The following is a 25,759-nucleotide window of genomic DNA, read 5'->3' on the forward strand; positions in this document are numbered from 1 at the left end:
AGCTATGGATAAATTAAGCATTACCGGTGGCGTGCGCCTCGACGGCGAGATCCGCATATCCGGCGCCAAGAACTCCGCGTTGCCGATTCTGGCAGCGACCCTGCTTGGCGATGCGCCGGTGACCATCTGCAACCTGCCGCACCTGCACGACATCACCACGATGATCGAGCTGTTCGGCCGTATGGGCATCGAGCCGATCATCGACGAAAAGCTCAGCGTCGAAGTCGACGCACGCACCATGAAAACCCTGGTCGCGCCGTACGAGCTGGTGAAGACCATGCGCGCCTCGATCCTGGTGCTCGGCCCCATGGTCGCGCGTTTCGGTGAAGCCGAAGTGGCGCTGCCCGGCGGCTGCGCCATCGGTTCGCGTCCGGTCGATCTGCACATCCGCGGCCTCGAAGCCATGGGCGCGGTGATCGACGTCGAAGGTGGTTACATCAAGGCCAAGGCGCCGGAAGGCGGTTTGCGCGGCGCGCACTTCTTCTTCGACATGGTCAGCGTTACCGGCACCGAGAACATCCTGATGGCCGCCACCCTGGCCAAGGGTCGTACCGTGCTGGAGAACGCCGCCCGTGAACCGGAAGTGGTGGACCTGGCCAACTGCCTGATCGCCATGGGCGCGAAGATTCAGGGCGCCGGCACCGACACCATCACCATCGATGGCGTGGAGCGCCTGCACGGCGCGCGTTTCAACGTGATGCCCGATCGGATCGAAACCGGCACTTATCTGGTCGCCGCTGCCGCCACCGGCGGTCGTGTCAAGGTCAAGGACGCCGACCCGAGCACCCTGGAAGCGGTGCTCGCCAAGCTGCAGGAAGCGGGCGCCGAGATCACCACCGGTCCCGACTGGATCGAACTGGACATGAAAGGCAAGCGGCCCAAAGCCGTGAGCCTACGCACCGCGCCGTACCCGGCGTTCCCGACCGACATGCAGGCGCAGTTCATTGCCCTCAATGCCATTGCCGAAGGCACGGGCACGGTGATCGAGACGATCTTCGAAAACCGCTTCATGCACGTTTACGAAATGAGCCGCATGGGCGCGCAGATCCAGGTCGAAGGCAACACCGCCATCGTTACCGGCACCGCGCAGCTCAAAGGCGCGCCCGTGATGGCCACCGACCTGCGCGCTTCGGCGAGCCTGGTGATCGCCGCGCTGGTAGCCGAGGGTGACACGCTGATCGATCGCATCTACCACATCGACCGTGGCTACGAATGCATCGAGGAGAAACTGCAATTACTGGGGGCGAAGATTCGCCGCGTGCCGGGCTGACCCCATGCTGACCATTGCCCTGTCCAAAGGCCGCATTCTCGATGACACCCTGCCGCTGCTCGCGGCGGCAGGCATCGTGCCGACCGAGAATCCGGACAAGAGCCGCAAGCTGATCATCCCCACCACCCAGGACGACGTTCGCCTGCTGATCGTGCGGGCCACCGATGTGCCGACGTACGTCGAGCACGGCGCTGCCGATCTCGGCGTCGCCGGCAAGGACGTGCTGCTCGAATACGGCGGCCAGGGCCTCTACGAGCCGCTGGACCTGCGCATCGCCCGCTGCAAGCTGATGACCGCCGGTGCGGTCGGCGCCGCTGAGCCCAAGGGCCGTCTGCGCGTGGCCACCAAGTTCGTCAATGTCGCCAAGCGCTACTACGCCGAGCAAGGGCGCCAGGTCGATATCATCAAGCTGTACGGCTCCATGGAGCTGGCCCCGCTGGTGGGCCTGGCCGACAAGATCATCGACGTGGTCGACACCGGCAACACGCTGCGTGCCAACGGCCTGGAAGCGCAGGAGCTGATCGCCCACATCAGTTCGCGCCTGGTGGTCAACAAGGCGTCCATGAAGATGCAGCATGGCCGTATCCAGGCCCTCATCGATACGCTGCGCGAAGCGGTCGAGACGCACCATCCGCATTGATGCTCTCCGGCGCGGCCTGCTCTGGGCCGCGCAACGCCTATCCGTGCCATAGCCAATTTTTCAGGTGCCCACACGGAGAGGCCTGTTAATGTGGCGCCTGAAAAAACTCCAGATGAGGCTTCAGCCATGACCGCTCCAGTTGCCATTCGCCGACTCAACGCTGCCGACGCGGATTTCGCTCATCATCTGGATCATCTGCTGAGCTGGGAAAGCGTGTCGGACGAGGGCGTCAATCAGCGTGTGCTGGACATCATCAAGGCCGTGCGTGAGCGCGGCGATGCGGCGCTGGTCGAATTCACCCAGCGTTTCGATGCGCTCGAGGTGGCATCGATGGCCGACCTGATCCTGCCTCGCGAGCGCCTGGAGCTGGCGCTCACGCGCATTACCGCCGAGCAGCGTCAGGCGTTGGAAATCGCTGCCGAGCGGGTGCGCAGTTACCACGAAAAGCAGAAGCAGGATTCCTGGACCTACACCGAGGCCGACGGCACGGTGCTGGGGCAGAAGGTCACGCCGCTGGACCGTGCCGGTCTTTACGTGCCGGGCGGTAAGGCGTCCTACCCGTCTTCGGTACTCATGAATGCGATTCCGGCCAAGGTCGCCGGGGTGTCGGAAGTGGTCATGGTGGTGCCCACCCCGCGCGGTGAAATCAACGAGATCGTGCTGGCCGCGGCAGCGATCGCCGGTGTCGATCGGGTGTTCACCATCGGTGGTGCCCAGGCCGTAGCCGCGCTGGCGTATGGCACCGAGAGCGTACCGCCGGTGGACAAGATCGTCGGTCCCGGCAATATCTACGTGGCCACCGCCAAGCGCCACGTGTTCGGCAAGGTGGGCATCGACATGATCGCCGGGCCGTCGGAAATCCTCGTCGTCTGCGACGGCCAGACCGATCCCGACTGGATCGCCATGGACCTGTTCTCCCAGGCCGAGCACGACGAAGACGCGCAGTCGATCCTGGTCAGCCCTGATGCGGCGTTCCTCGACCGGGTCGCCGAGAGCATCGAGCGGTTGCTGCCCAGCCTGGAGCGCGAGACGATTGCCCGCACCTCGCTCGAAGGCCGCGGAGCGTTGATTCAGGTAGCCGATATGGCGCAGGCCATCGAAGTGGCCAACCGCATCGCACCGGAGCATCTGGAACTCTCGATCGAGGACCCCGAGCACTACCTGCCGCAGATCCGTCATGCAGGCGCCATCTTCATGGGTCGCTACACGGCCGAAGCGCTGGGCGATTACTGCGCAGGTCCCAACCACGTGCTGCCGACCTCGGGCACGGCGCGGTTTTCGTCGCCGCTGGGGGTGTACGACTTCCAGAAGCGTTCGTCGATCATCCAGTGTTCGGCCGAAGGCGCGTCCGAGCTTGGCAAGGTCGCGTCGGTGCTGGCCCGTGGCGAGTCGTTGACCGCCCACGCACGTAGCGCCGAATACCGCATCAAGAACTGATTGCAGGCAGGGTGGAACCGGTTCGTCAGCCGGTCCCCCAGTGACCCCATCGAATGCGAGGAGAGAAGGGTAAATGAGCAGATTCTGGAGCCCCTTCGTCAAGAACCTGGTGCCTTATGTGCCCGGCGAGCAGCCCAAGCTGAGCAAGCTGGTCAAGCTCAATACCAATGAAAACCCCTATGGTCCGTCGCCCAAGGCAATCGCTGCCATGCGCGAAGAGCTGAACGACGACCTGCGTCTGTACCCCGACCCCAATGGTGACCGCCTGAAACTGGCCGTTGCCGACTTCTACGGCGTGCAGCCGGCTCAGGTATTCGTCGGCAACGGTTCGGACGAGGTGCTGGCCCACGCGTTTCATGGCCTGTTCCAGCACGGCAAGCCGCTGCTGTTCCCGGACATCAGCTACAGCTTCTACCCGGTCTACTGCGGGCTGTATGGCATTCAGGCCGAGCCGCTGGCGCTGGACGAGCAGTTCCAGATCCGCATCGAGGATTACGCCCGGCCCAATGGCGGCATCATCTTCCCCAACCCCAATGCGCCGACCGGCTGCCTGCTGCCGCTGGAGGCCATCGAGCGGTTGCTGCAGGGCAACCCGGACAGTGTGGTGCTGGTCGACGAGGCCTATATCGACTTTGGCGGGGTTTCGGCGATCAGCCTGGTGGACAGGTACCCGAACCTGCTGGTCACCCAGACGCTGTCCAAGTCTCGCTCCCTGGCCGGCCTGCGCGTCGGCCTGGCGGTTGGGCACGTGGACCTGATCGAGGCGCTGGAGCGGATCAAGAACAGCTTCAACTCCTATCCGCTGGACCGCATCGCCATCGCCGGCGCCGCGGCAGCCTTCGAGGACCGTGGCTATTTCGAGCAGACCTGCGCCGCGGTGATCGACAGCCGCGAGCAGGTCACCGCCGGTTTGCAGGCGCTGGGTTTCGAGGTGCTGCCGTCGGCGGCCAACTTTATCTTTGCCCGCCACCCGCAGCATGACGCCGCGGGTATCGCTGCGGCGCTGCGCGAGCAGGGGGTGATCGTGCGTCACTTCAAGCAGGAACGCATCGCCCAGTTCCTGCGTATCAGCATCGGTTCGCCAGAGCAGAATCAGGCGCTGCTCGACGCCCTCGCCTCAGTCTGATTGTCGGCGTGAACGGAAAAGCCAGGGCAAATGCCCTGGCTTTTTTCTGCCGGTTCGCCGCCACGCTTGGCGCGAACCGCGGGGTATCGGATCAGTGATGATGCCCTTGGCCGATGAACGTCAGCGACGTGAAATAGCCGTTGCTGTCGATGTCGGCATCGCCTTTGACGGCCTGGCTGGCCTCGGCGGCGATGATGTTCAGGCCTTCGTTGCGCACCACGACCTGTGCTTCACCCTTGGCATCGGTTGTGGCGCTGACCTGGTCCGGCGCGCTGCGGTAATCACCGATCAGCTTGATGCCGGCGGCCGGCTTGCCATCGATCAGCACACGCACGGGCAGCGGCTTGCCGACCCCGATTTCAAGCGGATCGGCCAGGGGCACGATTACCATGCGCAGGCCTTTGAGGTCTGGCAGGTGGGCATGCGCCTCGAGGATCGACAGGCTGTATTTATAGGTGTGCAGAGCCTCCACGGCATTGCTTACCTGGCTGCGACCCTGGTTGAGCCACTTGCCGTCGGCGGTTTTCGACCAGGCGCCATTGTCCAGTGCCACTGCCAACGAGGCCGGGGCGCTGAGGGGGTTGAGGCGGGCGTGGTCAGCCAGGCGCTCGATGGTCACCGGGATGGTCTTGCCCGCCGCATTGAAGGCCCACGCGCGACTGACCTTGTCGGCCTTGAAAGCGTCGTCTTCGGCGCCGTGGCCATAAACGACTTCGATGTTGCCGCGTCGTTGTTCGGTCCACAGGCCGTGGGCGCCGGCCTGGCCGGCCAGGGTGAGAAGTGCCAGCAGGGCGGCGGTTTTGCTTGAGATGCGCATGATGCGTCCTTTCGATCAGAGGTTGAGGGTCAGGCTGACACTGAGGTTGCGCGGCTCGCCAGGTTGCACCCAGACGCTGTTGAAGGCGCGCTCGTAATATTTGCGGTCGAACAGGTTGTTGAGGTTGAGGCCGACGGTGACGTCCTCGCTGGCCTTGTAGTGCGCGAGCAGATCGACCGTGCTGTAGGACGGCACCGTGAAGCTGCTGCCGGCCTGGCCGGAGCGTTCACCGACGTAGTTGAGCGCCGCGCCGAGGTCGGAGCCGCGCAGGGCGCCGTCCTGGAATTCATACACACTCATCAGGCTGGCGCTGTTGCGCGCGATGCCGAGCAGGTCGCTGCCTGCCGGCAGTGCCGCGTCGCCCTTGGTCACCTCGGCGTCGATGTAGGCATAGGCGCCGATGATGCGCACGGCGTCGCTCAGTTGTCCGCTGACCTGCATGTCCAGGCCCTGGCTGCGCGCCTCGCCGGCCGCAACGCTGTCACCCAGGGCATCGGTGGTGATGACGTTTTCCTTGTCGATCCGGAACAGGGCGATGGTCGCGCCAAGGCGGCCATCAAGCAGGTCGAGTTTCACCCCGGTTTCGTACCCCAGGCCCTTTTCCGGCTTGTACACCTGGCCCTGGGTACCGATGCTGTTGGGCTTGAACGAGGTGGAGGCATTGGCGAACACGCCGACCTGCGGGGTCAGTTGATAGAGCAGGCCGAGACGCGGCGTGGCGACGTCCTTTTCCTGGCCGTTGCTGACGCCGGTGGTGCGGTTCAGCGCCGTCTGTTCGATGTGCTCCAGGCGTACGCCGACCAGGCCGCGCAAGCGATCGGTAAAGGCGATCTGGTCCTGCAGATTGAGTGCGTAGCTTTGCGTGCGTTCGTGGAAATCGTTGGCGCGGGTCAGGGGCGGCTTCGGCTGGCCGTAGACCGGGTTGTAGATGTCCAGGCCATAGCTTGCCAGCGTGGCGCTCTGCGGGTACTTCTGGCTGTTGCGGTAGTTTTCGTATTCCAGGCCGATCAGCGTCTGATGCTGCCAGCCGGCGAGCTCGAAATCGCCGTGCAGTTCGGCCTGGGTGATGTTGTCGTTCCATTCGAAGTCGCGCTGGCGATAGAAACGGGTGATGGTGGTACCGACCAGCGCCTGGGGTTCCGAACTGTTTCCCTGCAGCGTGCCCTGGGTGTAGTGGTTGGCCAGACGCAGCTTCCAGGCGTCGTTGAGGTAGTGCTCGAGCGCCACGTCGAGGGTCTGGTTGTCGTTGCGGATCTCGCCGTCGTTGGGCTCGCCGAGAAAGGTCGAGCGCTTCACCGAGCCCAGCTGGCCATTGACCGCCGGGATGCCGCGGTCGAACACCGACTCGGTACGCGAGAACTCGGCGTCCAGCATCAGCCGGGTATCGGGAGACAGCTGCCAGCTCAGCGACGGGCTGACGATGCGCCGCTCGCTGCCGACATGATCGCGGAAACTGCCGTTATCCTCGACGGCCATGTTGACCCGCGACAGCAGGCTGCCGTCCTCGGTCAGTGGCGTATTGACGTCCAGGCTGCTGCGGTAGCGATCCCAACTGCCGGCACTGAACGACAGGCTGGTGAAGGCTTCGTCCTGCGGGCGTTTGCTGACGATGTTGACCAGCCCGCCCGGATCGCCGCGGCCGTAGAGGCTGGCCGCCGGGCCCTTGAGCACTTCGATGCGCTCGATGCTGGAGGTATCCGGCGAGCTGTAGCTGCCGCGGTTGATCGCGAAGCCGTTCTTGTACAGCTCACCGGTGGTGAAGCCCCGCACGCTGTAGTTGAGAAAGGTCAGGCCACCGAAGTTGTTCTGCCGCGCCACGCCGCCGGCGAAATCCAGGGCGCGGTCGATGCGGGTGGTGTTGAGGTCCTTGAGCACCTGAGCCGGCACCACCTGGATGCTTTGCGGCGTGTCGCGGATGTCGGTGTCGGTGCGCGTGGCGGTTGCCGAGCGGGTGGCGCGGTAGCCCTGAACTGGGCCGTCGGCGGCCTCCTGCCGGTGCTCGGCGCTGATCACGCTTTCGTCGAGCAGCAGCGTATCGGCGTTCTCGGCGTAGCAGGAGAGGCTCAGCAGGCTGAGCGGAAAGCTGGAAAGCAGGGCGAGGGAGCGACGCAAGATGCAGATCCTTGGCAGATGTTATTTATGTAATAACATTACATTTTAATGCTGCCATACTGCAACACTCGCGTGCGCGAAATCGCGAGTGGGTCTGCTTAGTTGCTGGTGGCGACGGGAGGGCGCACGCCGATTTCGGCGCTGAGTTCCATCATCTTGCCGTTGCGCATTACCTCGATGCGGATGGTCTCGCCAGGCTTGGCACGGGCGACCTGGTTCATCGAGCGGCGGGCATCGCCGGCAGGTTCGCCGTCGATCTTGAGAATCAGGTCGTTGGGTTGCAGGCCGGCTTTCTGCGCCGGGCCATTGCGGTAGATGCCGGCGACGATGATGCCCTGGCGGCCTTCGAGGCCGAAGGACTCGGCCAGTTCCGGGGTCAGCGGTTGCACCTCGAGTCCCAGCCAGCCACGAATGACCTGGCCATGTTCGATGATCGCCTGCATCACCTCCATCGCCAGCTTCACCGGAATGGCGAAGCCGATGCCCTGCGAACCGCCGGATTTGGAAAAGATCGCCGTGTTGATGCCCACCAGATTGCCGTAGGCGTCGACCAACGCGCCTCCGGAGTTGCCTGGGTTGATGGCCGCGTCGGTCTGGATGAAGTCCTCGTAGGTATTGAGGCCCAGCTGGTTGCGCCCGGTGGCGCTGATGATGCCCATGGTCACCGTCTGGCCGACCCCGAACGGGTTGCCGATGGCCAACGCCACATCGCCGATCCGGATGTTGTCCGAGCGGCCCAGGGTCATGGACGGCAGGTCCTTGAGGTCGATCTTCAACACCGCGAGATCGGTTTCCGGATCACTGCCGATCACGCGTGCCAGCGTCTCCCGACCATCCTTGAGGGCCACGACGATCTGGTCCGCATTGGCGGTCACGTGGTTGTTGGTCAGCAGATAGCCTTCCGGGCTCATGATCACCGCCGAGCCCAGGCTCGATTCCATGCGCCGCTGGCCCGGCAGGTTTTCACCGTAGAACTTGCGGAACTGCGGATCGTCGAGCAGCGGGTGATTGGATTTGCCAACGTACTTGGTGGTGTACAGGTTGGCCACCGCAGGCGACGCGGTGCTCACTGCGGCGGCGTAGGAGGCCGGCCCTTCCTGCGCGCTGGCGTAGACGGGCGCCTGGCGCAGTTGCACGTCTTGCATCGGCAGGCCCACCAGTTGCGGGTACTGCTGCATGATCAGCAGCGACACCAGAACGCCGACCAGTAGTGGCCAGCCGAAAAAACGCAGGGCCTTGAGCATCGATCCAATCCTGAGGGTTGCGAGGCCCTGATCGGGCCCTTAAGGTGCGCCATTATAGAGAACCGCGCCAAGAAAGCAGCGGTTCGCGACAGCTCATGAGGAAACAGTATGGCCATTGCTCTGACGACCCTGGTGGAGGACACCGAACGTTACCTGGGCGCCTCGCGGATAAGCGATTACTGCCCCAACGGCCTGCAGGTCGAAGGCCGGCCGCAGGTGCAGCGCATCGTCAGCGGTGTGACCGCCAGCCTGGCGCAGATCGAGGCCGCCGTCGAGGCCCGTGCGGACGTGCTGCTGGTGCATCATGGCTATTTCTGGAAGGGCGAGAATGCCTGTATCACCGGCATGAAGCAGCGACGCCTGAAAACCCTGCTGGCCAACGACATCAGCCTGCTGGCCTATCATCTGCCGCTGGATGTACACGCCGATGTGGGCAACAACGTGCAGTTGGCCAGGCAGCTGGATATCACCGTCGAGGGGCCGCTGGAGCCTGACAACCCGCGCACCGTCGGTCTGATAGGCTCGCTCGCACAACCCGTCAGCGCGCGAGATTTCGCCCGGCGCGTGCACGAGGTGCTGGGGCGCGAACCGTTGCTGGTAGAAGGCGACGGGATGATCAGCCGCATTGGCTGGTGCACGGGGGGCGGCCAGGGTTACATCGATCAGGCCATCGCCGCGGGGGTCGATCTTTATCTGACCGGAGAAGCCTCCGAGCAGACCTACCACAGCGCCCGCGAGAACGGCATCAGCTTCATCGCGGCCGGCCATCACGCCACCGAGCGTTACGGCGTGCAGGCGTTAGGGGATTACCTGAGCCGCCGCTTCGCCATCGAGCACTTGTTCATCGATTGTCCGAACCCGATCTAGGGCTTGGAAGGATGGCGACCGGGCGGCAGGCCCGGTCGCCGTTTTGAGGCAGGATCAGAAGTCGTAACGAACCTTGGCGCGCAGGGTATCGGCATCGAAGCCCGAGCGGCCGATGTGCTCGTAGCCGGCACCGAGGCTCAGCGCGCCGACGCGGTAGTTGACGCCCAGGCTTGCCTCGTAGCTGTCGCGCGCCGGGCTGGCGCCGTGGGTTACGAATGACGAACCGCCAAGCACGAAGCTTGAGGTGCTGGTGGCTTGATCGGCGGCGAAGTCGTGATAGGCCATCAGCTTCAGCTCCGGCTCCAGCGTGCCCTGGCCGACGGAGAACTGGCTGGCCAGACGTGCACCCGCGCCGAGCTCGATGGTCTCGTAACGTTGGCTGCTCACTGCCAGTGCTGCCGAAGAACCTTTTTCACGGTAGCTGTCGATGTCCAGGCGGCTGTAGCGTGTTGCAACGCGTGGCTCAAGGGTGATGCCGTTGGCATGCAGGCCGTAGCCCGCCTCCAGGTTCAGCGCCAGCGACTGGCTGTCGAACTCGCCCTTGGCCCGGGTGCCGGCAATCGTGCGCTTGCTGGTGTTGTCGTTGAAGCCGTAGCTCACGCTGGCGTCGACGAACACCGGGCCTTGCTCGACGCTCGAGTAGAGCGTCAGCACCTGGCTGTCGATGTCGCTCTTGTTGCCGTTGCGCCCGCTCACCCTGGTGTCGAGGGTGCTGTAGGCGGCGCCCAGCGTCCACTGCTCGTTCACCTTGCCATCGATACCCAGGCTCAGGCCTCGGCTGTCGGCGTCGTAACCGGCGATGCCGCTGCGGCGTCCCTGGCGCAGGTCGCTGTCGTGACCCTGCACCCAGAAGCCGCTGTCGCTGAAGGCGGAACCCGAGGACGCACCGCGCAGCGCCGACGTACGCGAGGTTACCGCGCCGCTTACCAGGCTTTGCGCCGCTCTCGCTGCCGCTTGCGCGGCGCCGTCAACTTGCGGTGTGAGCTGCTCGCTCAGGGCTGCGAGCTGGGCTTCGTCGGCGTTGGCGAATGCCTGGAAGACCGGGTCGCTGCTGTCCAGTTGGCCCATGATGTTTGCGTAGAACGGCTGGAATGCACGGCTGGCGTTGGAGCTGCTACCGGCCTGCTCGAGGATCTCGCCGGCTTGCTGGTCGGATACCGTGCTGACGGTGGCGAGGATATCGGTATTGGTGAGGCGCGACGAATTGACGGTCAGTAGCGGTGAACTGCTGACCACCCGCGGACCCGCACCGTCATACTCGAGTACGCCGGCGTGGACGAGCGTGTATTCCTTGCGAGACGCGCGGAATGCTTCGGAGGTCGGACGCAGGGCGATGCTGCTGGTGGGGGCAAAATAGGCATCGTCGCGCACGGTGACGATGGCGCGGTTCGGGTCGGTCGCCTCGCTGAGGTTCAACTGAAGCACCGTGCCTCCGTTCATTTCGAGGAAGCCATCGAGGATGACATGGGGTTGAATCAGCGTCAGGTGGCCGGCCCTGCCCAAGGGGCTGTCCTGTGCATTGTTCATGTCCACGCCGCCGTATTGCAGGGCATTGATGTAGCTGCCGTCGAAAACCGCGCTGCCGCTGACGTTGATGTAGGCAACCCCGGAGAGGTTTCCTTTGAGGGTACCGCCGGCCAGATTCAGGCTGGAGGCATCCGTACCTTCGGAGAAAATCGCGTATTCGCCACCTTCGATCAGGCCGCCGTTGTGCTGAATCGCCGGGAAGAGTGATGGATCGCTGGGGCGGTTCAGGTAGATGCCGACACGACCGCCGCTGATGGTTCCGCTGTTGACGATATTGCCTTCGAGCCGTGCACCATCGACATAGATGCCTGCGGAATCGGCCCCCGTGGCGATAATGGTGCCGCTGTTGTTCAGCTCACCAGCGATCTCGGCGTGGGAAATCACGATTCCCGCTGCGCTACTACCCTGGCCGCCTACCGACGTGACCGCTATGTTGCCGCTGTTGGTCAGGTCGCCGTTGATACGCGCCAGATCCGCGCGTCCCTCGTAGGCATGCACGGCAATCCCGCTTGCTTCGTACGCGTTGACGGTAATGTCACCGCTGTTGTTCAGGCCGCCCCTGACGATGCTGGTGTCGACAGTGATGCCTTCAGCCTCGCTGAGGTTGCTCGCATCGCCCGGCGCGGTGATGCCGCGGACCGTGATGGAGCCGGTATTGTTCAGGCCCCCCAGTTCGGCACCCGCATAAGCAGCGATACCGTGAATATTGTCGCCGCTGACCGAGATGACGCCGTCATTGCCGACCGTGCCGGTCAATGTGCTGGAGCCGATCCGAATGCCGTCGGCGTGATCGAGGCTGTTCACCTCGATGTTGCCGCTGTTCTTCAGGCCACCGCCTGCCGTGACCGAGTTCAGGCCCATACCTGCCGGGGTATTCGAACCGCCGGTAAGTGCGTCGATCGCGGTGACCTTGAGTGCACCGCTGTTGGTAATACCGCCGACGAGTTGCGTGTTGTCGATCACTACTGCAGTCGCATTTGCGGCGGTGGTCGTGATATCGGCGCTGAGGTCGAGGTCGCCCTGCACAGCGGTATTGCCGGTCAGGGTGACGGCATTTTCTGTCGTCGCGAGTACACCTGAAATGGCCAGGCCATCGGCAATCGTCTGATTGCTCCAGGTCCTGGGGCCGTTTTCGATCTGGTAGGTTTCTGCGTGAGCGCAAAGGCTGGCAGTGGTGATGGCGAGGGCAAGTACGGAGCGGGTTAGCGGTGTGGATGACATTTGGCTCTCCTTGAGCACAACAGCGTGAAACACCCTGGTTTGACTGCGAGCGAGCACTCGCTTTTCAGCAGACGGGATTGATGCGGGCGCATGCTGATTTCCGTTCGTGTAACGATCAAGCATGCATGGCCAGCTCTGCGAACTGTTTCGCAGGGTTCATTGACGACGTGGCAATTAGCGTAGTTCCGTCAACCTGTACAAATGCCTCCATCCTGTTCGGCCTGCCCTGGGCCGCAAGCCTGTCCGCTAGCCCAAATTCACAGCTATAACGCTAGATCGTTTCGATCTAACGGCCTCCCTGAATAGAAGCAGGCGCTGTGCTAGAGTGCGCGCTCGTCCAAGGCCCGCCGGCCTGAATAAACATTTCGTGATCCCGTGAGTAGCCATGCTCGACAAACTGACGCACTTGAAACAGCTCGAGGCGGAAAGCATCCACATCATTCGTGAAGTGGCCGCCGAATTCGATAACCCGGTGATGCTCTATTCCATCGGCAAGGATTCCGCCGTGATGCTGCATCTGGCGCGCAAGGCGTTCTTTCCTGGCAAGCTGCCGTTTCCGGTGATGCACGTGGATACGCGCTGGAAGTTCCAGGAGATGTACCGCTTCCGCGACAAGATGGTCGAGGAGATGGGCCTGGACCTGATCACCCATATCAATCCCGATGGCGTGGCGCAGAACATCAACCCGTTCACCCACGGCAGTGCCAAGCACACCGACATCATGAAGACCGAGGGCCTCAAGCAGGCGCTCGACAAGCATGGTTTCGATGCGGCCTTCGGCGGCGCGCGCCGTGACGAGGAGAAGTCCCGCGCCAAGGAGCGCGTCTATTCGTTCCGCGACAGCAAGCACCGCTGGGACCCCAAGAACCAGCGCCCCGAGCTGTGGAACGTCTACAACGGCAAGGTCAAGAAGGGCGAGTCGATCCGTGTATTCCCGCTGTCCAACTGGACCGAGCTGGACATCTGGCAGTACATCTACCTCGAGCAGATCCCCATCGTGCCGCTGTACTTCGCCGCCGAGCGCGATGTCATCGAGAAGAACGGCACGCTGATCATGATCGACGACGAGCGCATCCTCGAGCACCTCTCCGATGACGAAAAAGCGCGCATCCAGAAGCGCAAGGTGCGTTTCCGGACCCTCGGCTGCTACCCGCTGACCGGCGCGGTGGAGTCCGATGCGACCAGCCTGACCGACATCATCCAGGAAATGCTGCTGACCCGAACTTCCGAGCGTCAGGGCCGCGTGATCGATCACGACGGTGCCGGTTCCATGGAAGAGAAAAAACGTCAGGGGTACTTTTGATATGTCGCACCAATCCGAACTGATCAGCGAAGACATCCACGCCTACCTGGCGCAACACGAGCGCAAGGAACTGTTGCGCTTCCTCACCTGCGGCAATGTCGATGACGGCAAGAGCACCCTGATCGGGCGCCTGCTGCACGACTCCAAGATGATCTACGAAGATCACCTGGAAGCCATCACCCGCGACTCGAAGAAGAGCGGCACCACCGGCGAGGAAGTCGACCTGGCGCTGTTGGTCGACGGCCTGCAGGCCGAGCGCGAGCAGGGCATCACCATCGACGTGGCCTACCGGTACTTCTCCACCGCCAGGCGCAAGTTCATCATTGCCGATACCCCCGGCCATGAGCAGTACACGCGCAACATGGCTACCGGTGCCTCGACCTGCGACCTGGCGATCATCCTGATCGACGCCCGTTACGGCGTGCAGACGCAAACCAAGCGCCACAGCTTCATCGCCTCGCTGCTGGGTATCAAGCACATCGTCGTCGCCATCAACAAGATGGACCTCAAGGACTTCGACCAAGGCGTGTTCGAGCAGATCAAGGCCGACTACCTGTCGTTCGCCGACAAGATCAATCTCAAGCCCACCTCGCTGTTCTTCGTGCCGATGTCGGCGCTCAAGGGCGACAACGTGGTCAACAAGTCCGAGCGCTCGCCGTGGTACAGCGGCCAGTCGCTGATGGAAATTCTCGAGACCGTGGAAGTGGCGGGCGACCGCAACTTCGATGACCTGCGTTTCCCGGTGCAGTACGTCAACCGTCCGAACCTGAACTTCCGCGGCTTCGCCGGGACCCTGGCGAGCGGCATCGTGCGCAAGGGCGACGAGGTCATCGCCCTGCCGTCGGGCAAGGGCAGCAAGGTCAAGTCCATCGTCACCTATGAAGGCGAGCTGGAGCAGGCCGGCCCGGGCCAGGCCATTACCCTGACCCTGGAAGACGAGATCGACGTGTCGCGCGGCGACATGCTGGTGCATGCCGACAACCGCCCACAGGTAGTCGACAGCTTCGACGCCATGCTGGTGTGGATGGCCGAAGAGCCGATGCTGCCGGGCAAGAAATACGACATCAAACGCGCTACCAGCTACGTGCCGGGCTCCATCGCGAGCATCGCTCACCGGGTGGACGTGAACACCCTGGAGGAAGGCGCGGCGAGCAGTTTGCAGCTCAATGAAATCGGTAAGGTCAAGATTGCCCTCGATGCGTCGATTGCCCTGGACGGCTACGAACACAACCGCACCACGGGCGCGTTCATCATCATCGACCGCCTCACCAATGGCACCGTCGGCGCCGGCATGATCATCGCCGACGCGCGCGTGTCGGGTTCGGGGCATCACAGCGAGTCCGGCCACGTTTCCACTGCCGAGCGTGCTTCGCGCTTCGGCCAGCAGCCGGCCACGGTGCTGTTCAGCGGCCTGTCTGGCGCTGGCAAGAGCACCCTGGCTTATGCGCTGGAGCGCAAGCTGTTCGACATGGGCCGCGCCGTGTATGTACTCGATGGCCAGAACCTGCGCCATGACCTGAACAAGGGGCTGGCGCAGGATCGCGCCGGGCGTACCGAGAACTGGCGGCGCGCCGCTCACGTGGCGCGGCAGTTCAACGAGGCTGGCTTGCTGACCCTGGCCGCCTTCGTGGCACCGGATGCCGAAGGCCGCGAGCAGGCCAAAGCGCTGATCGGGGCCGAGCGGCTGATAACGGTGTACGTGCAGGCCTCGCCACAGGTGTGTGCCGAGCGTGACCCGCAGGGGCTCTACGCTGCAGGCGGCGACAACATCCCGGGCGAGTCTTTCCCGTACGATGTGCCGCTCGATGCCGACCTGGTGCTCGATACCCAGAGCCTGTCGCTGGACGAGGGCGTCAAGCAGGTGCTGGCAGTACTGCGCAGCCGCGGCGCTATCTAAAACCTACTGATGATCAGCTGGCGCTTAGTCCTCGCAGCGCTCTGGCTCACGAGGTCATAGCAGGTTTTGGTGGATATAAAAAAATGCCCGCTCTCCTTGGAGGCGGGCATTTTTATTACCGGCTGCTTGCAATCAGATGCCTTTACCACGAGCGCGTTCGCGCTCGTTGATTTCCATCTGCTCGCAAGTCAGGAAGCCTTTGCTTTCAACGCGATCGGCCGAGTTGAAGGCGACGTAGTAGGGCTGCTCTTTGCCGTCACGGTTGAGGACGTAGTTGTTGCAGGTGCCCGGCAGAAGCGTACGGGTCATCTCCGAGGAGGGTGGGCCACCCAGCTCCAGTACGGTCGATTTGCTCATGTCCTTCTCGACCTGCTTGACCAGCGGCTCGTTGCGATAGGTGATGTGGTCGACCGGGTTCTCAGGCTTACCTGCACAACCGGTAAGGACGGCCAGAACGGCTGCGGCGCCGAGACTTTGCTTGAACATGGTGGTTTTCCCTTGTAATGAACCAGACCATTTTTTCGAGCGCGGCGGGTCGGGATAAGTTCGTCCTAAATCATCACGCCTCGCTCTGGCGTGACGTGCAGGCACTGCCGGGTGCGCCTGCAGCCTTCATCCAGGGCTACCGGTCGGCGTAGGGCTGTTGCTGCTGGCTGTTGTCCACCAGCTCACCGAGGATGGGCGCCGGGTTGCGGCTGGGCAATGCCAGCACGTTGGCGCTCATCAGGCTCAGGAGCAGGGCGATGGTCAGGGCTTTCATGGTTGCACCTCGTTTTCCGCATTCGGTGTTTCACGGAACCATGCTAGGGCCGAGGCAGTCAGGGTTGAAGTCGACTGGCTTGATAGTGGCCATCGACAATCATGATGTGCTTTCCCTTACGCTTGCTTGTTGCCGGCTCTGGCCAGGTGGCGTTCCTCCATGGAGACTGAAATGGGTCATCGTGCTGTTCCCAAGTATCCACTGGTGCTGGTTCCTGGATTCCTGGGTTTCGTCAGCCTGCTGGGCTTCGATTACTGGTACGGCATCGTCACCGCCCTGCGCAATCAGGGTGTGGATGTCTACCCGGCGCGCTTGTCGCCGGTTCACGCCACCGAGCTGCGTGGTGAGCAGTTACTGCTGCAGATCGCCGAAGCGCGGCGCCGTAGCGGCGCTGAAAAAGTCCACCTTCTCGGTCACAGCCAGGGTGCATTGGTGTGTCGTTATGCGGCCGCGCATCGGCCTGAATGGGTCGCCTCGGTAACGTCCCTGGCCGGGCCGAATCAGGGCTCGGAACTGGCCGACCATATCGAACGCACCGCCGGGCCGCGCAGCTTGCGCGGCAAGCTGCTGCAAGGGGCCGTGCATGGCCTGGCCTGGGTGATCAGGTTACTGGACAGCGGCGCTCGCGGCGCGAGCCTGCCGATCAATGCCACCGCCGCCCATCGTTCGCTGACCACCGAGGGTGTCGGCATCTTCAACCACCAGTATCCACAGGGCCTGCCCAGGGTCTGGGGCGAGGAAGGGCCGGAGGAGGTCAATGGCGTGCGTTATTACTCCTGGTCCGGCACGCTGCAGCCTGGAATCACTGACCAGGGTGGCAACCGGCGTGACCCGTCGAACTGGTTCTGCCGGCGCTTCGCCCGCACCTTCGTGCGCGAGGCCGGGCAATGCGACGGCATGGTGGGCCGTGTCAGCTCTCACCTGGGCAAGGTGATCCGCGACGATTACCCACTGGATCACCTGGACATCGTCAACCAGCATTTCGGCCGTGCAGGCCAGGGCGTCAATCCGGTCAGCCTGTATATCGAACACCTGCGTCGCTTGCACGACGCCGGGCTGTAATTCTCGCGGCCCATGACGGTGGACGCGTAGCCTGGGTTGAGCGCAGCGATACCCAGGGATTCCCCTGGGCCGTGATGCAAAAAACTAGGCTCGAGACAGACTCACTGCTCGGCCTGCGCCGCCTTCAGTGCCTCGTAGGCCGGCGCCGCATAGATGCCGACCTGCACCGCCAGCTCCAGTACCCGCGGCAGGTCGGTGGTGTACACCAGCACCGCTTGCAGTTCGTCGTCCAGCGGCTCGCTGAAGTCGACCAGCACATAGCCCTGGGTTTCCTTGGACAGGCTGCTGAGCTGCACCTGGATGCGGTTCAGGGCCTTGAGCGGTTCGACCTTGTGCAATTGCTTGGCGGTGAGCACGAAACTCACTTCGGGGCCGAACGAGCTGGTGATCTGGCGAAACAGCTCGTCGTAGCTGTCGGCCTGGAACAGCACCGTCTCTGGCAGGTTGCCGACCACCATCCACTCGCCCAGGGGGATGGGAAAGCTGTCGTCGTAGTTGATGTCCGGGTTGGCAGCCAGAAAGGCCGACGGGTCCGCGTACGCCTGGGCCGCCTCGGTGGCGATGCGGGTGATTTCGTCCTGCGGCAGGCAGCCCGAGCTGATTTTTCCGATGAGTTCTTCGAGCTGGGCGTGCATGGCAGATTCCTGATCCTGAGTTGGGGTCGCAAGGCTGCCCGTTAGCGGCGATCAGCGCAACTGACTTTCCGCCAGGCTGCGCACCCGCGGGATGCGCTCGGCGTCCCAATGGCGTGCGCCCCAGAGCAGCAATTCTTCGGTGCTGGCGTCGTCGAGCTCGCCTGGCGCGTGCTGGCCGAGCGCGCGCAGGGCGCGCAGCAGCAGGGGCGTGACCTGGTCATCGGGCAGGGGCGGCGAACGGTAGGATTTGCCGAGCTTGTGGCCATCCGGCTGGATGATCAGCGGCACATGCAGGTAACGCGGCTGGGGCAGCCCGAGCAGTTCCTGCAGGTAGAGCTGACGCGGGGTCGAGTCGAGCAGGTCGGCGCCGCGGACCACACTGTTGATGCCTTGCCAGGCGTCGTCGAGTACGACCGCGAGCTGATACGCGTACAGGCCGTCACGACGGCAGATGACGAAATCGCCCACCTCACGGCCCAGGTGCTGGCTGTACTCGCCCTGCACCCGGTCGGTGAAGCGGTAGGTCAGTTGTGGAGCGCGCAGGCGGATGGCGGCGTCGTGACGCCCGTGGCCGGCGTTACCGCAATGGCCGGGATAGATGCCGCCGCTGCCTTCGAGCTGCTTGCGCGAACAGGTGCAGGCGTAGGCCAGGCCCTGATCGAACAGACGTTGTACCAGCGCCTCGTAATCGGCATGGCGTTCGCTCTGGCGAACCAGCTCACCGTCCCAATGCAGGCCATAGCGCTCCAGCGTCTGCAGGATGGCGGCCTGCGCGCCCGGTACTTCGCGGGGCGGATCGAGGTCTTCCATGCGCAGCAGCCAGCGGCCGCCGACGGCGCGGGCATCGAGGTAGGAGGCGAGGGCAGCCACCAGCGAGCCGAAGTGCAGGTAGCCACTGGGCGTAGGGGCGAAGCGACCGACGTAGGGTGAGCTGGGCATGAGGGCGTATTACGGAGGGGGAAACGAAACGGGGCGCCTGACAGGCTGCGTGAAAACTACTGCGCTCGGTCATGCGACATTAAAAACCAGCTCAAAATGCTCATTTACGCTGCGTAAATTGCGCTTTTCGCCGGTTTTTTGCCTTGCCTGTCCTTCGCTCGCTACGTTTTCAAACGGCCTGCCGGGCGCCCCGTTCAGTCGACTCAGGAGCCGACCTGTTTTTCCTTGATTTCCGCCAGGGTCTTGCAGTCGATGCACAGGGTGGCGGTGGGGCGGGCTTCGAGGCGGCGAATGCCGATCTCGACGCCACAGGAATCGCACCAGCCGTAGTCTTCGTCTTCGATCAGCTGCAGCGTTTCGTCGATCTTCTTGATCAGCTTGCGCTCACGATCACGGGCACGCAGTTCCAGGCTGAATTCTTCTTCCTGGCTGGCACGGTCTGCCGGATCCGGGAAGTTGGCTGCCTCGTCCTGCATGTGGTGCACGGTACGATCGACTTCCTGCATCAGCTCCAGCTTCCATTTGTTCAGGATGCTGGTGAAGTGGGCGCGCATCGCCTCGCTCATGTACTCCTCGCCCTTGGTTTCCTTATAGGGTTCGAAGCCACGAATCAATTGGCCGTTTGTTGCTTTTGCTTTGATGGGCATGGATGACCGCCTCTCACTCTCTCTAATCCACTGCGCAGGGAATGTTTCCGTGCCGTTTACAATAACGGCCCTGCGACTGCAAGCCGGCGAACTTACCAGATCGACTCAAGCCGCGCCACTCCCGGATGCCGTGGTTGGGCGTCTTGCTTCGATAGAGCGTCTGCGCCCGCTTTATCACGGACATCGGTAGGCGCTCCGGGCCTCAGTCTATCTGCCGAACGGCCTGTGCAGTCGCAGTGTAAACAGGTGTTTCTCTCCCTCATTGGCACGGTATGACAGAGCCGTCCTGATAGAATTCCACCTTTATCGGGTTTCCCAAGGCATATCCAATGGCCCAGCTCTACAGCGCCCGCAGTCGCGCGATCGAACCCTTCCATGTCATGGCCCTGCTGGCGCGGGCCAATGAGCTGCAGGCCGACGGCCATGATGTCATTCACCTGGAGATCGGCGAGCCGGATTTCACCACCGCTGCGCCCATTGTCGCCGCGGGGCAGGCGGCCCTGGCAGCGGGCCACACACGTTACACCGCGGCGCGTGGTCTGCCAGCCCTGCGCGAGGCGATTGCCGGCTTTTACGCACAACGCTACCGGCTGGACATCGACCCGCAGCGCATCCTGATTACCCCTGGCGGTTCCGGCGCCCTGCTGCTGGCCGCCAGCCTGTTGGTCGACCCCGGCAAGCACTGGTTGCTGGCCGACCCGGGTTACCCCTGCAACCGTCACTTCCTGCGCCTGGTGGAGGGCGCCGCGCACCTGGTGCCGGTCGGCCCCGCAGAGCGCTACCAGTTGACCCCGCAGGCGGTCGCCGAGCACTGGAATGCCGACAGCGTCGGCGCCCTGCTGGCTTCGCCCGCCAACCCTACCGGTACGCTGTTGCATGCCCAGGAGCTGGCCGGGTTGTCGCAGGCGCTGAAAGCGCGCGGTGGTCACCTGGTGGTCGATGAGATCTACCACGGCCTGACCTACGGCGTGGATGCCAGCAGCGTGCTGGAGGTCGATGACGAGGCTTTCGTGCTCAACAGTTTCTCCAAATACTTCGGCATGACCGGCTGGCGCCTGGGCTGGCTGGTGGCGCCCGCGCAGGCGGTGGGTGACCTGGAGAAGCTGGCGCAGAACCTCTATATCAGTGCGCCAAGCATGGCCCAGCATGCGGCGCTGGCCTGTTTCGAGCCGCAGACCCTGGCCATCCTGGAAGAGCGCCGCGCGGCGTTTGCCGAGCGCCGTGATTTTCTGCTGCCGGCGCTGCGCGAACTGGGGTTCGGGATTGCCGTCGAGCCTCAGGGCGCCTTCTATCTGTATGCCGATATCCGCGCCTTCGGTGGCGATGCCTACGGTTTCTGCCAGCACTTCCTGGAAACCGAGCACGTTGCATTCACCCCTGGCCTGGATTTCGGTCGTCATCAATCTGCACATCACGTGCGTTTCGCCTACACGCAGAGCCTGCCGCGTCTCGAAGAAGCGGTTGTGCGGATCGCCCGCGGCCTGAAGAACTGGACGCCCGATGCAGTTTGATCCGCCCCTCGAAGAGGCCCGCTTGCTGCGTCGTTACAAGCGCTTTCTCGCCGATATCGAAACCGCCTCCGGCGAACGGCTGACCATCCACTGCCCCAACACGGGCTCGATGCTCAATTGCATGAGCGAGGGCTGCCGGATCTGGTTCAGCCGTTCCAGTGATCCCAAGCGCAAGCTGCCGGGTACCTGGGAGATCGGTGCAACACCTCATGATCGCCTGGCCTGCATCAACACGGCGCGCGCCAACGGCCTGATCGAAGAGGCACTGCATGCCGGGCTGATCAGCGAGCTGGCCGGTTTTAGCGCACTGCGCCGCGAGGTGCCATATGGCGTGGAGCGCAGCCGGGTGGATTTCTGCCTGGAATACGCCAGCGGCGTGGCCTTCGTCGAAGTGAAGAGCGTCACCCTGGGCTTTGCCGACAGCGCGGTGGCCGCCTTTCCCGATGCGCGCACCGAGCGCGGCGCCAAACACCTGCGCGAGCTTGCGGCGTTGGCGCGCAGCGGTGCGCGCGCCGTGCAGCTGTATTGCGTCAACCTGTCAGGTATCGAGGCGGTGCGTGCGGCCGAGGAAATCGACCCTGCCTACGCGGCGGCGTTGAGGGATGCCGTGCAGGCGGGTGTGGAGGTGCTGGCCTATGGCGTGGATATCTCCCCGCAGGGCATCGAGGTGGCAAGGCGGCTGGATGTGTTGCTGACGTAGAGACCGTTCCCGGGTATCGCTGCGCTCCACCCAGGCTACGGGGCCGCGTCCCGCCGGCATGCTTCTGTAGCCTGGCGTTGAGCGAAGCGATACCCAGGTTGCTCTACAGATCGACCCAGATCCCATCCGCGTCTTCTTTGCTGCTGATCACCTGCAGCGCATCGCCTTCGCAAGGCCCTGCCACGCACTCACCGGATTCGATCAGGAACAGCGCGCCATGCCGGGCGCAGCGGATCAGGCTGGCGCTGGGGTCGAGAAACTGGTCGGCCTGCCATTCAAGCGCCACGCCACGGTGCGGGCAGCGGTTGCGGTACACGAACACGTCGCCGTCCTTGCGCACGGCAAACAATTGCAGCTCATCAATGACAAAGCCCCGGCTGTGAGCTTCGGCGAGCTCATGCGGGGCGCACAAACGAATCATCGGTATCTCCAGGTCAGAGCGGGGATTATCCCGCATTGGCCTGGTGATGGAAGAGGGCGCGCATCCGTGCGCGATGCAATCAGATTTCCCACACCACATTGAATGCCGCGTGGCGACCGGGCTGGGCGTAGCGGCCCAGGCCCGAACTGTTCTCGGTAAGGCTGCGCACGTCGCCCCATTGCCAGTACTGTTTGTCAGTCAGGTTGAACAGGCCGGCATTCACCGCGATACCCGAGCCGATGTTCCAGTAGGCGCTGAGGTCGAGGGTGCCGTAGCCCGATGGCTCGAATTGATTGGCGATCTGGGTGTGGTCGACACGTTCCTTGGCGGCGGCAACCGTCCAGGTAAGTTCGCCACCAAACCCACCGCTCGGGGCGTCGTAGCCCAGCCCGAGCACCGCCTTGAGCGGGTCGACACTGTTGATTGGCTGGCCGCTGGCTGCGTCCTTGCCGCGCGCATAGGCAATGGCGCTGCGCAGACGGCTGCCAGCGGGCATGCCGAAGCTGTCCAGGAACAGTTCGCCGCGTGCTTCCGCGCCGCGAATGGTGACCCGATCCAGGTTCTGATACTGGAAGGTCATACGCCCCGCGCCCGTCGGGTCGCTGGCCAGCGTCACCTGTTCGATGAAATCGTCATAGCGGTTGTAGAACAGCGCCACGCCAAAGGCGCCGGTCTGGTACTGGCCACGCACGCCAATCTCGTAACTGTCACTGGTTTCCGGTTTGAGGCTCGGGTTGGCGATGGTCTGGTAGTTACGGGCGAAGTTGATGAACTCGCCGAAGATATCCACCGCATTCGGCGCCCGGAAACCGGCGGCGTACTGACCGTAAACGCTGTGCGCTTCATCGAGCTGATAGCTGACGCCGAGCTTGGGCGAGATGGCTTCGTCGCGGTAGTCAGCGGGGTTGCGGTTGATCGGTTGGCTGTTCAGATAGTGCTGCGTGACTTTCGGTTTCATCTCGTAGTGGTCGTAGCGCAGGCCGGGCAGCAGCGTCCAGCGACCGATCTCGATGTTGTCCTGAATGAAGAATGCGTATTCGGTCGAGGTCGGGTCCGGGAAGTCGCTGAGCGGGAAGGTTTCATCGCCGGGGATTGCCGGAACCGGCAGACCGTTGCTCGCGAATGCTTCACGGCCTCTGCGCAGGTCGCTGCTTTCCTGGTGTTTGAGATCCAGCCCGTAGATCAGCAGGTGGCTGGCCGGGCCGGTTTCGAATGCTTTGTCGAGCTTGGCGTTGAAGGCCCAGAGGTCTTCCTGATAGGTCGAGTCGCGGCTGCGTTCACGCAGGCTGCCGCCGCTGAAACGCTGCTGGTAGGTGCGCTGGCGAATCTGGCTTTGCTGATAGCTCAGTTGCCACTCGGCATGGTCGCTGATCGGCGTTGCCAGGGCGAACGTGTGTTGCAGGCTGACGCGCTGGCGATCCGTGTTGTCGGTGGCATCGGATGTCCGCACCGTGGCCGTAGGGCTGTATTCACTGAGTACCCGGGTATCGGCATCGTCTTCGTAGCGCTCGTAAGTCAGTTGCAGACGGTCGTCGTCGAGGTAGTTCCAGCCGAGCTTGGCGAGCAGGTTGTTGGCCGTGTAGTCCTGATGGTTGGCCTCTTCGCGGCTGGCGCCGATCCCGCCTTGGCCGCCGTGGGTGTCGAGTGCCTGGCCGTCACGCCGCCCCAGGTGCAGCAGGCCATCCAGTGAACCCTGGCGGCCGGCGAAGGTTGCGCTGCGCGACCAGCTGTCGTCGGCGCCGTCATAGCCGGTCTTGAAGCGTGCATGGGCATCGTCACCGGGCTGCAGGTAATCGCCGGCGTCCTTGGTGAAGAAGCTGACGGCGCCGCCGATGGCATCACTGCCGTACAGCGAGCTGGCCGGGCCGCGGATGATCTCGACGCGCTTGAGCGTGTCCGGGTCGACGTAGTTGCGGCGCGCATCGAGGAATGGGCCGAAGGCAAAGGCGTCCGGCATCGGCACGCCATCCACCTGGGTGAGAATGCGGTTGCCGCCAATGCCACGAATGGTGAACCCGGCCAGGCCGAAGCGGCTGCCAGTACCGCTGACCGACACGCCCGGTTCGTAACGCACCAGATCCTTGATGTTCTTGACGGTCTTGCGGTCGATGTCCTGCTGGTCGAGTACCGATACGGTGCTCGGCACGCTGTGGGTGCTCTGCTCGGTACGTGTGGCACTGATGGTGGTCTTCTCCAGCTGCAGCGCCGGGGCTGCGTGGACGAGGCTAGGGCCGAGCAGCAGCATGGCAAGGCAGGGGCGGAGCGGGAGGGGAGCGAAGGACGACATGCGGTTCTCCTTGGTCATGTCGGCAGCAAGGGTGGGGCAGCGACGGCGCATTTAATGCTAGTGATTATCGTTTGTAAATGAGATGTTGTGACAATTAAGATGATTTAATGTTTGCCTGGTACCACCCGCGAATCTGCGCATTTACTCTTGCAGGTCCAGGTTTCCAGGTATGGCCAGCGTGACGTTGAGGGAGTTGAAACAATGAGCGAACGACCGGTAGCTACCGACAGCCTGTATGCCTCGTGGCAGATACTGCGTGCCGAGCAACCGCACCTGCGCGCCCGGGATGCGGCGGAGCAGATGGGCGTCAGCGAGGCGGAGCTGACCGCCAGCCGGCTTGCCATCGACACCGTGCGCCTGCGCCCCGAGTGGGCATCGCTGTTGCCGGAGCTTGGCGAACTGGGCCAGGTGATGGCGCTGACCCGCAACGCGTCCTGCGTGCATGAGCGCAAGGGCATCTATCGCGACGTGACGGTGACTGGTAACGGCCAGATGGGCCTGGTGGTCTCCGCCGATATCGACCTGCGTCTGTTCCTGGGCGGCTGGGCCAGCGTGTTCGCTGTCGAGGAGACGGGCCCGCGCGGCGTGATGCGCAGCGTCCAGGTGTTCGATCAGCAGGGAGTGGCGGTGCACAAGGTGTACCTCACCGAGCACAGTGAAGTGGCAGCCTGGGAGCCTCTGGTCGAGCGTTTTCGCGCCCCGCGGCAGAGCGCCGAGCTCGACCTGCAAGCGCTTGCCGTGCCAGCGCCGGAGCGCGCGGACGAGCAGATCGATACCGCCGCCCTGCGCGTCGGTTGGTCGACCCTCAAGGACACCCACCACTTCTTCGCCCTGCTCAAGAGCCACGGTGCCACCCGTACCCAGGCCTTGCGCCTGGCGGGCCGCGAGTGGGCCGAGGCGCTTGCGCCCGATGCGCTGCCGGGGCTATTCGAGCGAGCGGCGGCGGTCGAGGTGCCGATCATGGTGTTCGTTGGCAATCGCCACTGTATCCAGATCCACACCGGGCCGGTCAGCAACCTGCGCTGGATGGGTGAATGGTTCAACGTGCTCGACCCGCAGTTCAACCTGCACCTCAAGGCCCACGATATCCGGGAGCTGTGGCGGGTACGCAAGCCGAGCAGCGACGGGGTGATCACCAGTTGGGAAGCCTTCGATGCCGGCGGCGAGCTGATCCTGCAGCTCTTCGGCGCGCGTAAGCCCGGCGTGCCGGAGCGCGACGACTGGCGTCGCCTGGCCGAAGAGACGCCAGCGCTGCGAGCCCCAGGGCCGCAGCCGGCGTGACTGCGGCTAAACTGGCAGCCCTAATCAGCCTGCCTGATACCTTTCCCGATCGTTT

At 63.6% G+C, this 25,759-nt stretch carries 22 protein-coding genes; 11 read left to right on the forward strand and 11 right to left on the reverse strand.

Annotation, left to right across the window (positions count from 1 at the left end; all coding sequences use genetic code 11):
• Nucleotides 1-4: 4 nt before the first annotated feature.
• The 4 genes from murA (at nt 5) to hisC (ending at nt 4,473) form a co-directional block, all read left to right on the forward strand.
• Complete coding sequence (gene murA, locus ACZ0AV_RS18070) at nt 5-1,270, forward strand: UDP-N-acetylglucosamine 1-carboxyvinyltransferase (RefSeq protein WP_499152308.1); 1,266 nt, start codon at nt 5-7, stop codon at nt 1,268-1,270.
• Between the two features lie 4 nt (nt 1,271-1,274).
• Complete coding sequence (hisG, locus tag ACZ0AV_RS18075; RefSeq protein WP_131178722.1) at nt 1,275-1,910, forward strand: ATP phosphoribosyltransferase; 636 nt, start codon at nt 1,275-1,277, stop codon at nt 1,908-1,910.
• 126 nt (nt 1,911-2,036) lie between these two features.
• Complete coding sequence (gene hisD, locus ACZ0AV_RS18080; RefSeq protein WP_499152309.1) at nt 2,037-3,347, forward strand: histidinol dehydrogenase; 1,311 nt, start codon at nt 2,037-2,039, stop codon at nt 3,345-3,347.
• A 73-nt stretch (nt 3,348-3,420) separates the two neighbouring features.
• The gene (hisC, locus tag ACZ0AV_RS18085) at nt 3,421-4,473 is read left to right on the forward strand and encodes a histidinol-phosphate transaminase (protein ID WP_499152310.1); all 1,053 of its coding nucleotides are present in this window, start codon (nt 3,421-3,423) and stop codon (nt 4,471-4,473) included.
• Nucleotides 4,474-4,564: 91 nt separating this feature from the next.
• Here hisC and ACZ0AV_RS18090 read toward each other — a convergent pair whose 3' ends face one another.
• The 3 genes from ACZ0AV_RS18090 to algW form a co-directional block, all read right to left on the reverse strand.
• Nucleotides 4,565-5,290 (reverse strand): DUF4198 domain-containing protein, encoded by a 726-nt coding sequence (locus ACZ0AV_RS18090; protein WP_499152311.1) that lies wholly within the window; start codon nt 5,288-5,290, stop codon nt 4,565-4,567.
• A 15-nt stretch (nt 5,291-5,305) separates the two neighbouring features.
• Nucleotides 5,306-7,360 carry a TonB-dependent siderophore receptor gene (locus ACZ0AV_RS18095; RefSeq protein ID WP_499153390.1) on the reverse strand — a complete coding sequence of 685 codons (2,055 nt, stop codon included), beginning with the start codon at nt 7,358-7,360 and terminating at the stop codon, nt 5,306-5,308.
• A 140-nt stretch (nt 7,361-7,500) separates the two neighbouring features.
• On the reverse strand, nt 7,501-8,646 hold the full coding sequence (gene algW, locus ACZ0AV_RS18100; protein WP_499152312.1) for a Do family serine endopeptidase AlgW: 1,146 nt from the start codon (nt 8,644-8,646) through the stop codon (nt 7,501-7,503).
• Nucleotides 8,647-8,754: 108 nt separating this feature from the next.
• Between algW and ACZ0AV_RS18105 the strand changes: the two genes are divergently transcribed.
• Nucleotides 8,755-9,513, forward strand: coding sequence for a Nif3-like dinuclear metal center hexameric protein (locus ACZ0AV_RS18105; protein WP_499152313.1), 759 nt, complete (start codon nt 8,755-8,757; stop codon nt 9,511-9,513).
• Nucleotides 9,514-9,567: 54 nt separating this feature from the next.
• On the opposite strand, the gene ACZ0AV_RS18110 is transcribed toward ACZ0AV_RS18105, so the two are convergent.
• The gene (locus ACZ0AV_RS18110; protein WP_499152314.1) at nt 9,568-12,261 is read right to left on the reverse strand and encodes an autotransporter family protein; all 2,694 of its coding nucleotides are present in this window, start codon (nt 12,259-12,261) and stop codon (nt 9,568-9,570) included.
• 385 nt (nt 12,262-12,646) lie between these two features.
• Between ACZ0AV_RS18110 and cysD the strand changes: the two genes are divergently transcribed.
• Together cysD and cysN are read left to right on the forward strand one after the other, a co-directional pair.
• Complete coding sequence (cysD, locus tag ACZ0AV_RS18115; protein WP_499152315.1) at nt 12,647-13,564, forward strand: sulfate adenylyltransferase subunit CysD; 918 nt, start codon at nt 12,647-12,649, stop codon at nt 13,562-13,564.
• 1 nt (nt 13,565) lies between these two features.
• On the forward strand, nt 13,566-15,461 hold the full coding sequence (gene cysN / locus ACZ0AV_RS18120) for a sulfate adenylyltransferase subunit CysN (protein ID WP_499152316.1): 1,896 nt from the start codon (nt 13,566-13,568) through the stop codon (nt 15,459-15,461).
• Between the two features lie 132 nt (nt 15,462-15,593).
• Here the strand turns inward: cysN and osmE are convergent, their stop codons facing one another.
• Entirely contained in the window at nt 15,594-15,947 is a 354-nt protein-coding gene (gene osmE / locus ACZ0AV_RS18125; protein WP_499152317.1) for an osmotically-inducible lipoprotein OsmE, read from the reverse strand.
• 136 nt (nt 15,948-16,083) lie between these two features.
• Nucleotides 16,084-16,221, reverse strand: coding sequence for a hypothetical protein (locus tag ACZ0AV_RS18130; RefSeq protein ID WP_499152318.1), 138 nt, complete (start codon nt 16,219-16,221; stop codon nt 16,084-16,086).
• A gap of 171 nt (nt 16,222-16,392) precedes the next feature.
• On the opposite strand from ACZ0AV_RS18130, the gene ACZ0AV_RS18135 reads away from it, so the two are divergent.
• Nucleotides 16,393-17,283 (forward strand): lipase family alpha/beta hydrolase, encoded by an 891-nt coding sequence (locus ACZ0AV_RS18135; RefSeq protein WP_499152319.1) that lies wholly within the window; start codon nt 16,393-16,395, stop codon nt 17,281-17,283.
• A 101-nt stretch (nt 17,284-17,384) separates the two neighbouring features.
• Here ACZ0AV_RS18135 and ACZ0AV_RS18140 read toward each other — a convergent pair whose 3' ends face one another.
• The 3 genes from ACZ0AV_RS18140 to dksA form a co-directional block, all read right to left on the reverse strand.
• The gene (locus ACZ0AV_RS18140) at nt 17,385-17,918 is read right to left on the reverse strand and encodes a hypothetical protein (protein ID WP_499152320.1); all 534 of its coding nucleotides are present in this window, start codon (nt 17,916-17,918) and stop codon (nt 17,385-17,387) included.
• Between the two features lie 51 nt (nt 17,919-17,969).
• Entirely contained in the window at nt 17,970-18,857 is an 888-nt protein-coding gene (gluQRS, locus tag ACZ0AV_RS18145; protein ID WP_499152321.1) for a tRNA glutamyl-Q(34) synthetase GluQRS, read from the reverse strand.
• A 203-nt stretch (nt 18,858-19,060) separates the two neighbouring features.
• Complete coding sequence (gene dksA, locus ACZ0AV_RS18150) at nt 19,061-19,504, reverse strand: RNA polymerase-binding protein DksA (RefSeq protein WP_499152322.1); 444 nt, start codon at nt 19,502-19,504, stop codon at nt 19,061-19,063.
• A gap of 329 nt (nt 19,505-19,833) precedes the next feature.
• Between dksA and ACZ0AV_RS18155 the strand changes: the two genes are divergently transcribed.
• The gene (locus tag ACZ0AV_RS18155; protein ID WP_499152323.1) at nt 19,834-21,015 is read left to right on the forward strand and encodes a pyridoxal phosphate-dependent aminotransferase; all 1,182 of its coding nucleotides are present in this window, start codon (nt 19,834-19,836) and stop codon (nt 21,013-21,015) included.
• On the forward strand, nt 21,005-21,715 hold the full coding sequence (gene sfsA / locus ACZ0AV_RS18160) for a DNA/RNA nuclease SfsA (RefSeq protein WP_499152324.1): 711 nt from the start codon (nt 21,005-21,007) through the stop codon (nt 21,713-21,715). Before ACZ0AV_RS18155 ends, sfsA begins: the two co-directional genes overlap by 11 nt.
• Before the next feature lie 103 nt (nt 21,716-21,818).
• Here sfsA and ACZ0AV_RS18165 read toward each other — a convergent pair whose 3' ends face one another.
• Together ACZ0AV_RS18165 and ACZ0AV_RS18170 are read right to left on the reverse strand one after the other, a co-directional pair.
• Nucleotides 21,819-22,136 (reverse strand): Rieske (2Fe-2S) protein, encoded by a 318-nt coding sequence (locus ACZ0AV_RS18165; protein WP_499152325.1) that lies wholly within the window; start codon nt 22,134-22,136, stop codon nt 21,819-21,821.
• Nucleotides 22,137-22,215: 79 nt separating this feature from the next.
• A complete protein-coding gene (locus tag ACZ0AV_RS18170) occupies nt 22,216-24,423 on the reverse strand; it encodes a TonB-dependent hemoglobin/transferrin/lactoferrin family receptor (protein WP_499152326.1) in 2,208 nt (735 codons plus the stop codon).
• A gap of 201 nt (nt 24,424-24,624) precedes the next feature.
• Here ACZ0AV_RS18170 and ACZ0AV_RS18175 point away from each other — a divergent pair, with 201 nt between their 5' ends.
• On the forward strand, nt 24,625-25,704 hold the full coding sequence (locus ACZ0AV_RS18175; RefSeq protein ID WP_499152327.1) for a hemin-degrading factor: 1,080 nt from the start codon (nt 24,625-24,627) through the stop codon (nt 25,702-25,704).
• The last annotated feature ends 55 nt before the right edge of the window (nt 25,705-25,759 follow it).

The sequence above is a fragment of the Pseudomonas sp. AC532 genome, assembly GCF_979258965.1.

Excerpts from the sequence above, each read along its gene's own strand:
- murA (WP_499152308.1), top strand. The coding sequence starts at position 5 with ATGGATAAATTAAGCATTACCGGTGGCGTGCGCCTCGACGGCGAGATC.
- hisG (WP_131178722.1), top strand. The coding sequence starts at position 1,275 with ATGCTGACCATTGCCCTGTCCAAAGGCCGCATTCTCGATGACACCCTG.
- hisD (WP_499152309.1), top strand. The coding sequence starts at position 2,037 with ATGACCGCTCCAGTTGCCATTCGCCGACTCAACGCTGCCGACGCGGAT.
- hisC (WP_499152310.1), top strand. The coding sequence starts at position 3,421 with ATGAGCAGATTCTGGAGCCCCTTCGTCAAGAACCTGGTGCCTTATGTG.
- ACZ0AV_RS18090 (WP_499152311.1), bottom strand. The coding sequence starts at position 5,290 with ATGCGCATCTCAAGCAAAACCGCCGCCCTGCTGGCACTTCTCACCCTG.
- algW (WP_499152312.1), bottom strand. The coding sequence starts at position 8,646 with ATGCTCAAGGCCCTGCGTTTTTTCGGCTGGCCACTACTGGTCGGCGTT.
- ACZ0AV_RS18105 (WP_499152313.1), top strand. The coding sequence starts at position 8,755 with ATGGCCATTGCTCTGACGACCCTGGTGGAGGACACCGAACGTTACCTG.
- ACZ0AV_RS18110 (WP_499152314.1), bottom strand. The coding sequence starts at position 12,261 with ATGTCATCCACACCGCTAACCCGCTCCGTACTTGCCCTCGCCATCACC.
- cysD (WP_499152315.1), top strand. The coding sequence starts at position 12,647 with ATGCTCGACAAACTGACGCACTTGAAACAGCTCGAGGCGGAAAGCATC.
- cysN (WP_499152316.1), top strand. The coding sequence starts at position 13,566 with ATGTCGCACCAATCCGAACTGATCAGCGAAGACATCCACGCCTACCTG.
- osmE (WP_499152317.1), bottom strand. The coding sequence starts at position 15,947 with ATGTTCAAGCAAAGTCTCGGCGCCGCAGCCGTTCTGGCCGTCCTTACC.
- ACZ0AV_RS18130 (WP_499152318.1), bottom strand. The coding sequence starts at position 16,221 with ATGAAAGCCCTGACCATCGCCCTGCTCCTGAGCCTGATGAGCGCCAAC.
- ACZ0AV_RS18135 (WP_499152319.1), top strand. The coding sequence starts at position 16,393 with ATGGGTCATCGTGCTGTTCCCAAGTATCCACTGGTGCTGGTTCCTGGA.
- ACZ0AV_RS18140 (WP_499152320.1), bottom strand. The coding sequence starts at position 17,918 with ATGCACGCCCAGCTCGAAGAACTCATCGGAAAAATCAGCTCGGGCTGC.
- gluQRS (WP_499152321.1), bottom strand. The coding sequence starts at position 18,857 with ATGCCCAGCTCACCCTACGTCGGTCGCTTCGCCCCTACGCCCAGTGGC.
- dksA (WP_499152322.1), bottom strand. The coding sequence starts at position 19,504 with ATGCCCATCAAAGCAAAAGCAACAAACGGCCAATTGATTCGTGGCTTC.
- ACZ0AV_RS18155 (WP_499152323.1), top strand. The coding sequence starts at position 19,834 with ATGGCCCAGCTCTACAGCGCCCGCAGTCGCGCGATCGAACCCTTCCAT.
- sfsA (WP_499152324.1), top strand. The coding sequence starts at position 21,005 with ATGCAGTTTGATCCGCCCCTCGAAGAGGCCCGCTTGCTGCGTCGTTAC.
- ACZ0AV_RS18165 (WP_499152325.1), bottom strand. The coding sequence starts at position 22,136 with ATGATTCGTTTGTGCGCCCCGCATGAGCTCGCCGAAGCTCACAGCCGG.
- ACZ0AV_RS18170 (WP_499152326.1), bottom strand. The coding sequence starts at position 24,423 with ATGTCGTCCTTCGCTCCCCTCCCGCTCCGCCCCTGCCTTGCCATGCTG.
- ACZ0AV_RS18175 (WP_499152327.1), top strand. The coding sequence starts at position 24,625 with ATGAGCGAACGACCGGTAGCTACCGACAGCCTGTATGCCTCGTGGCAG.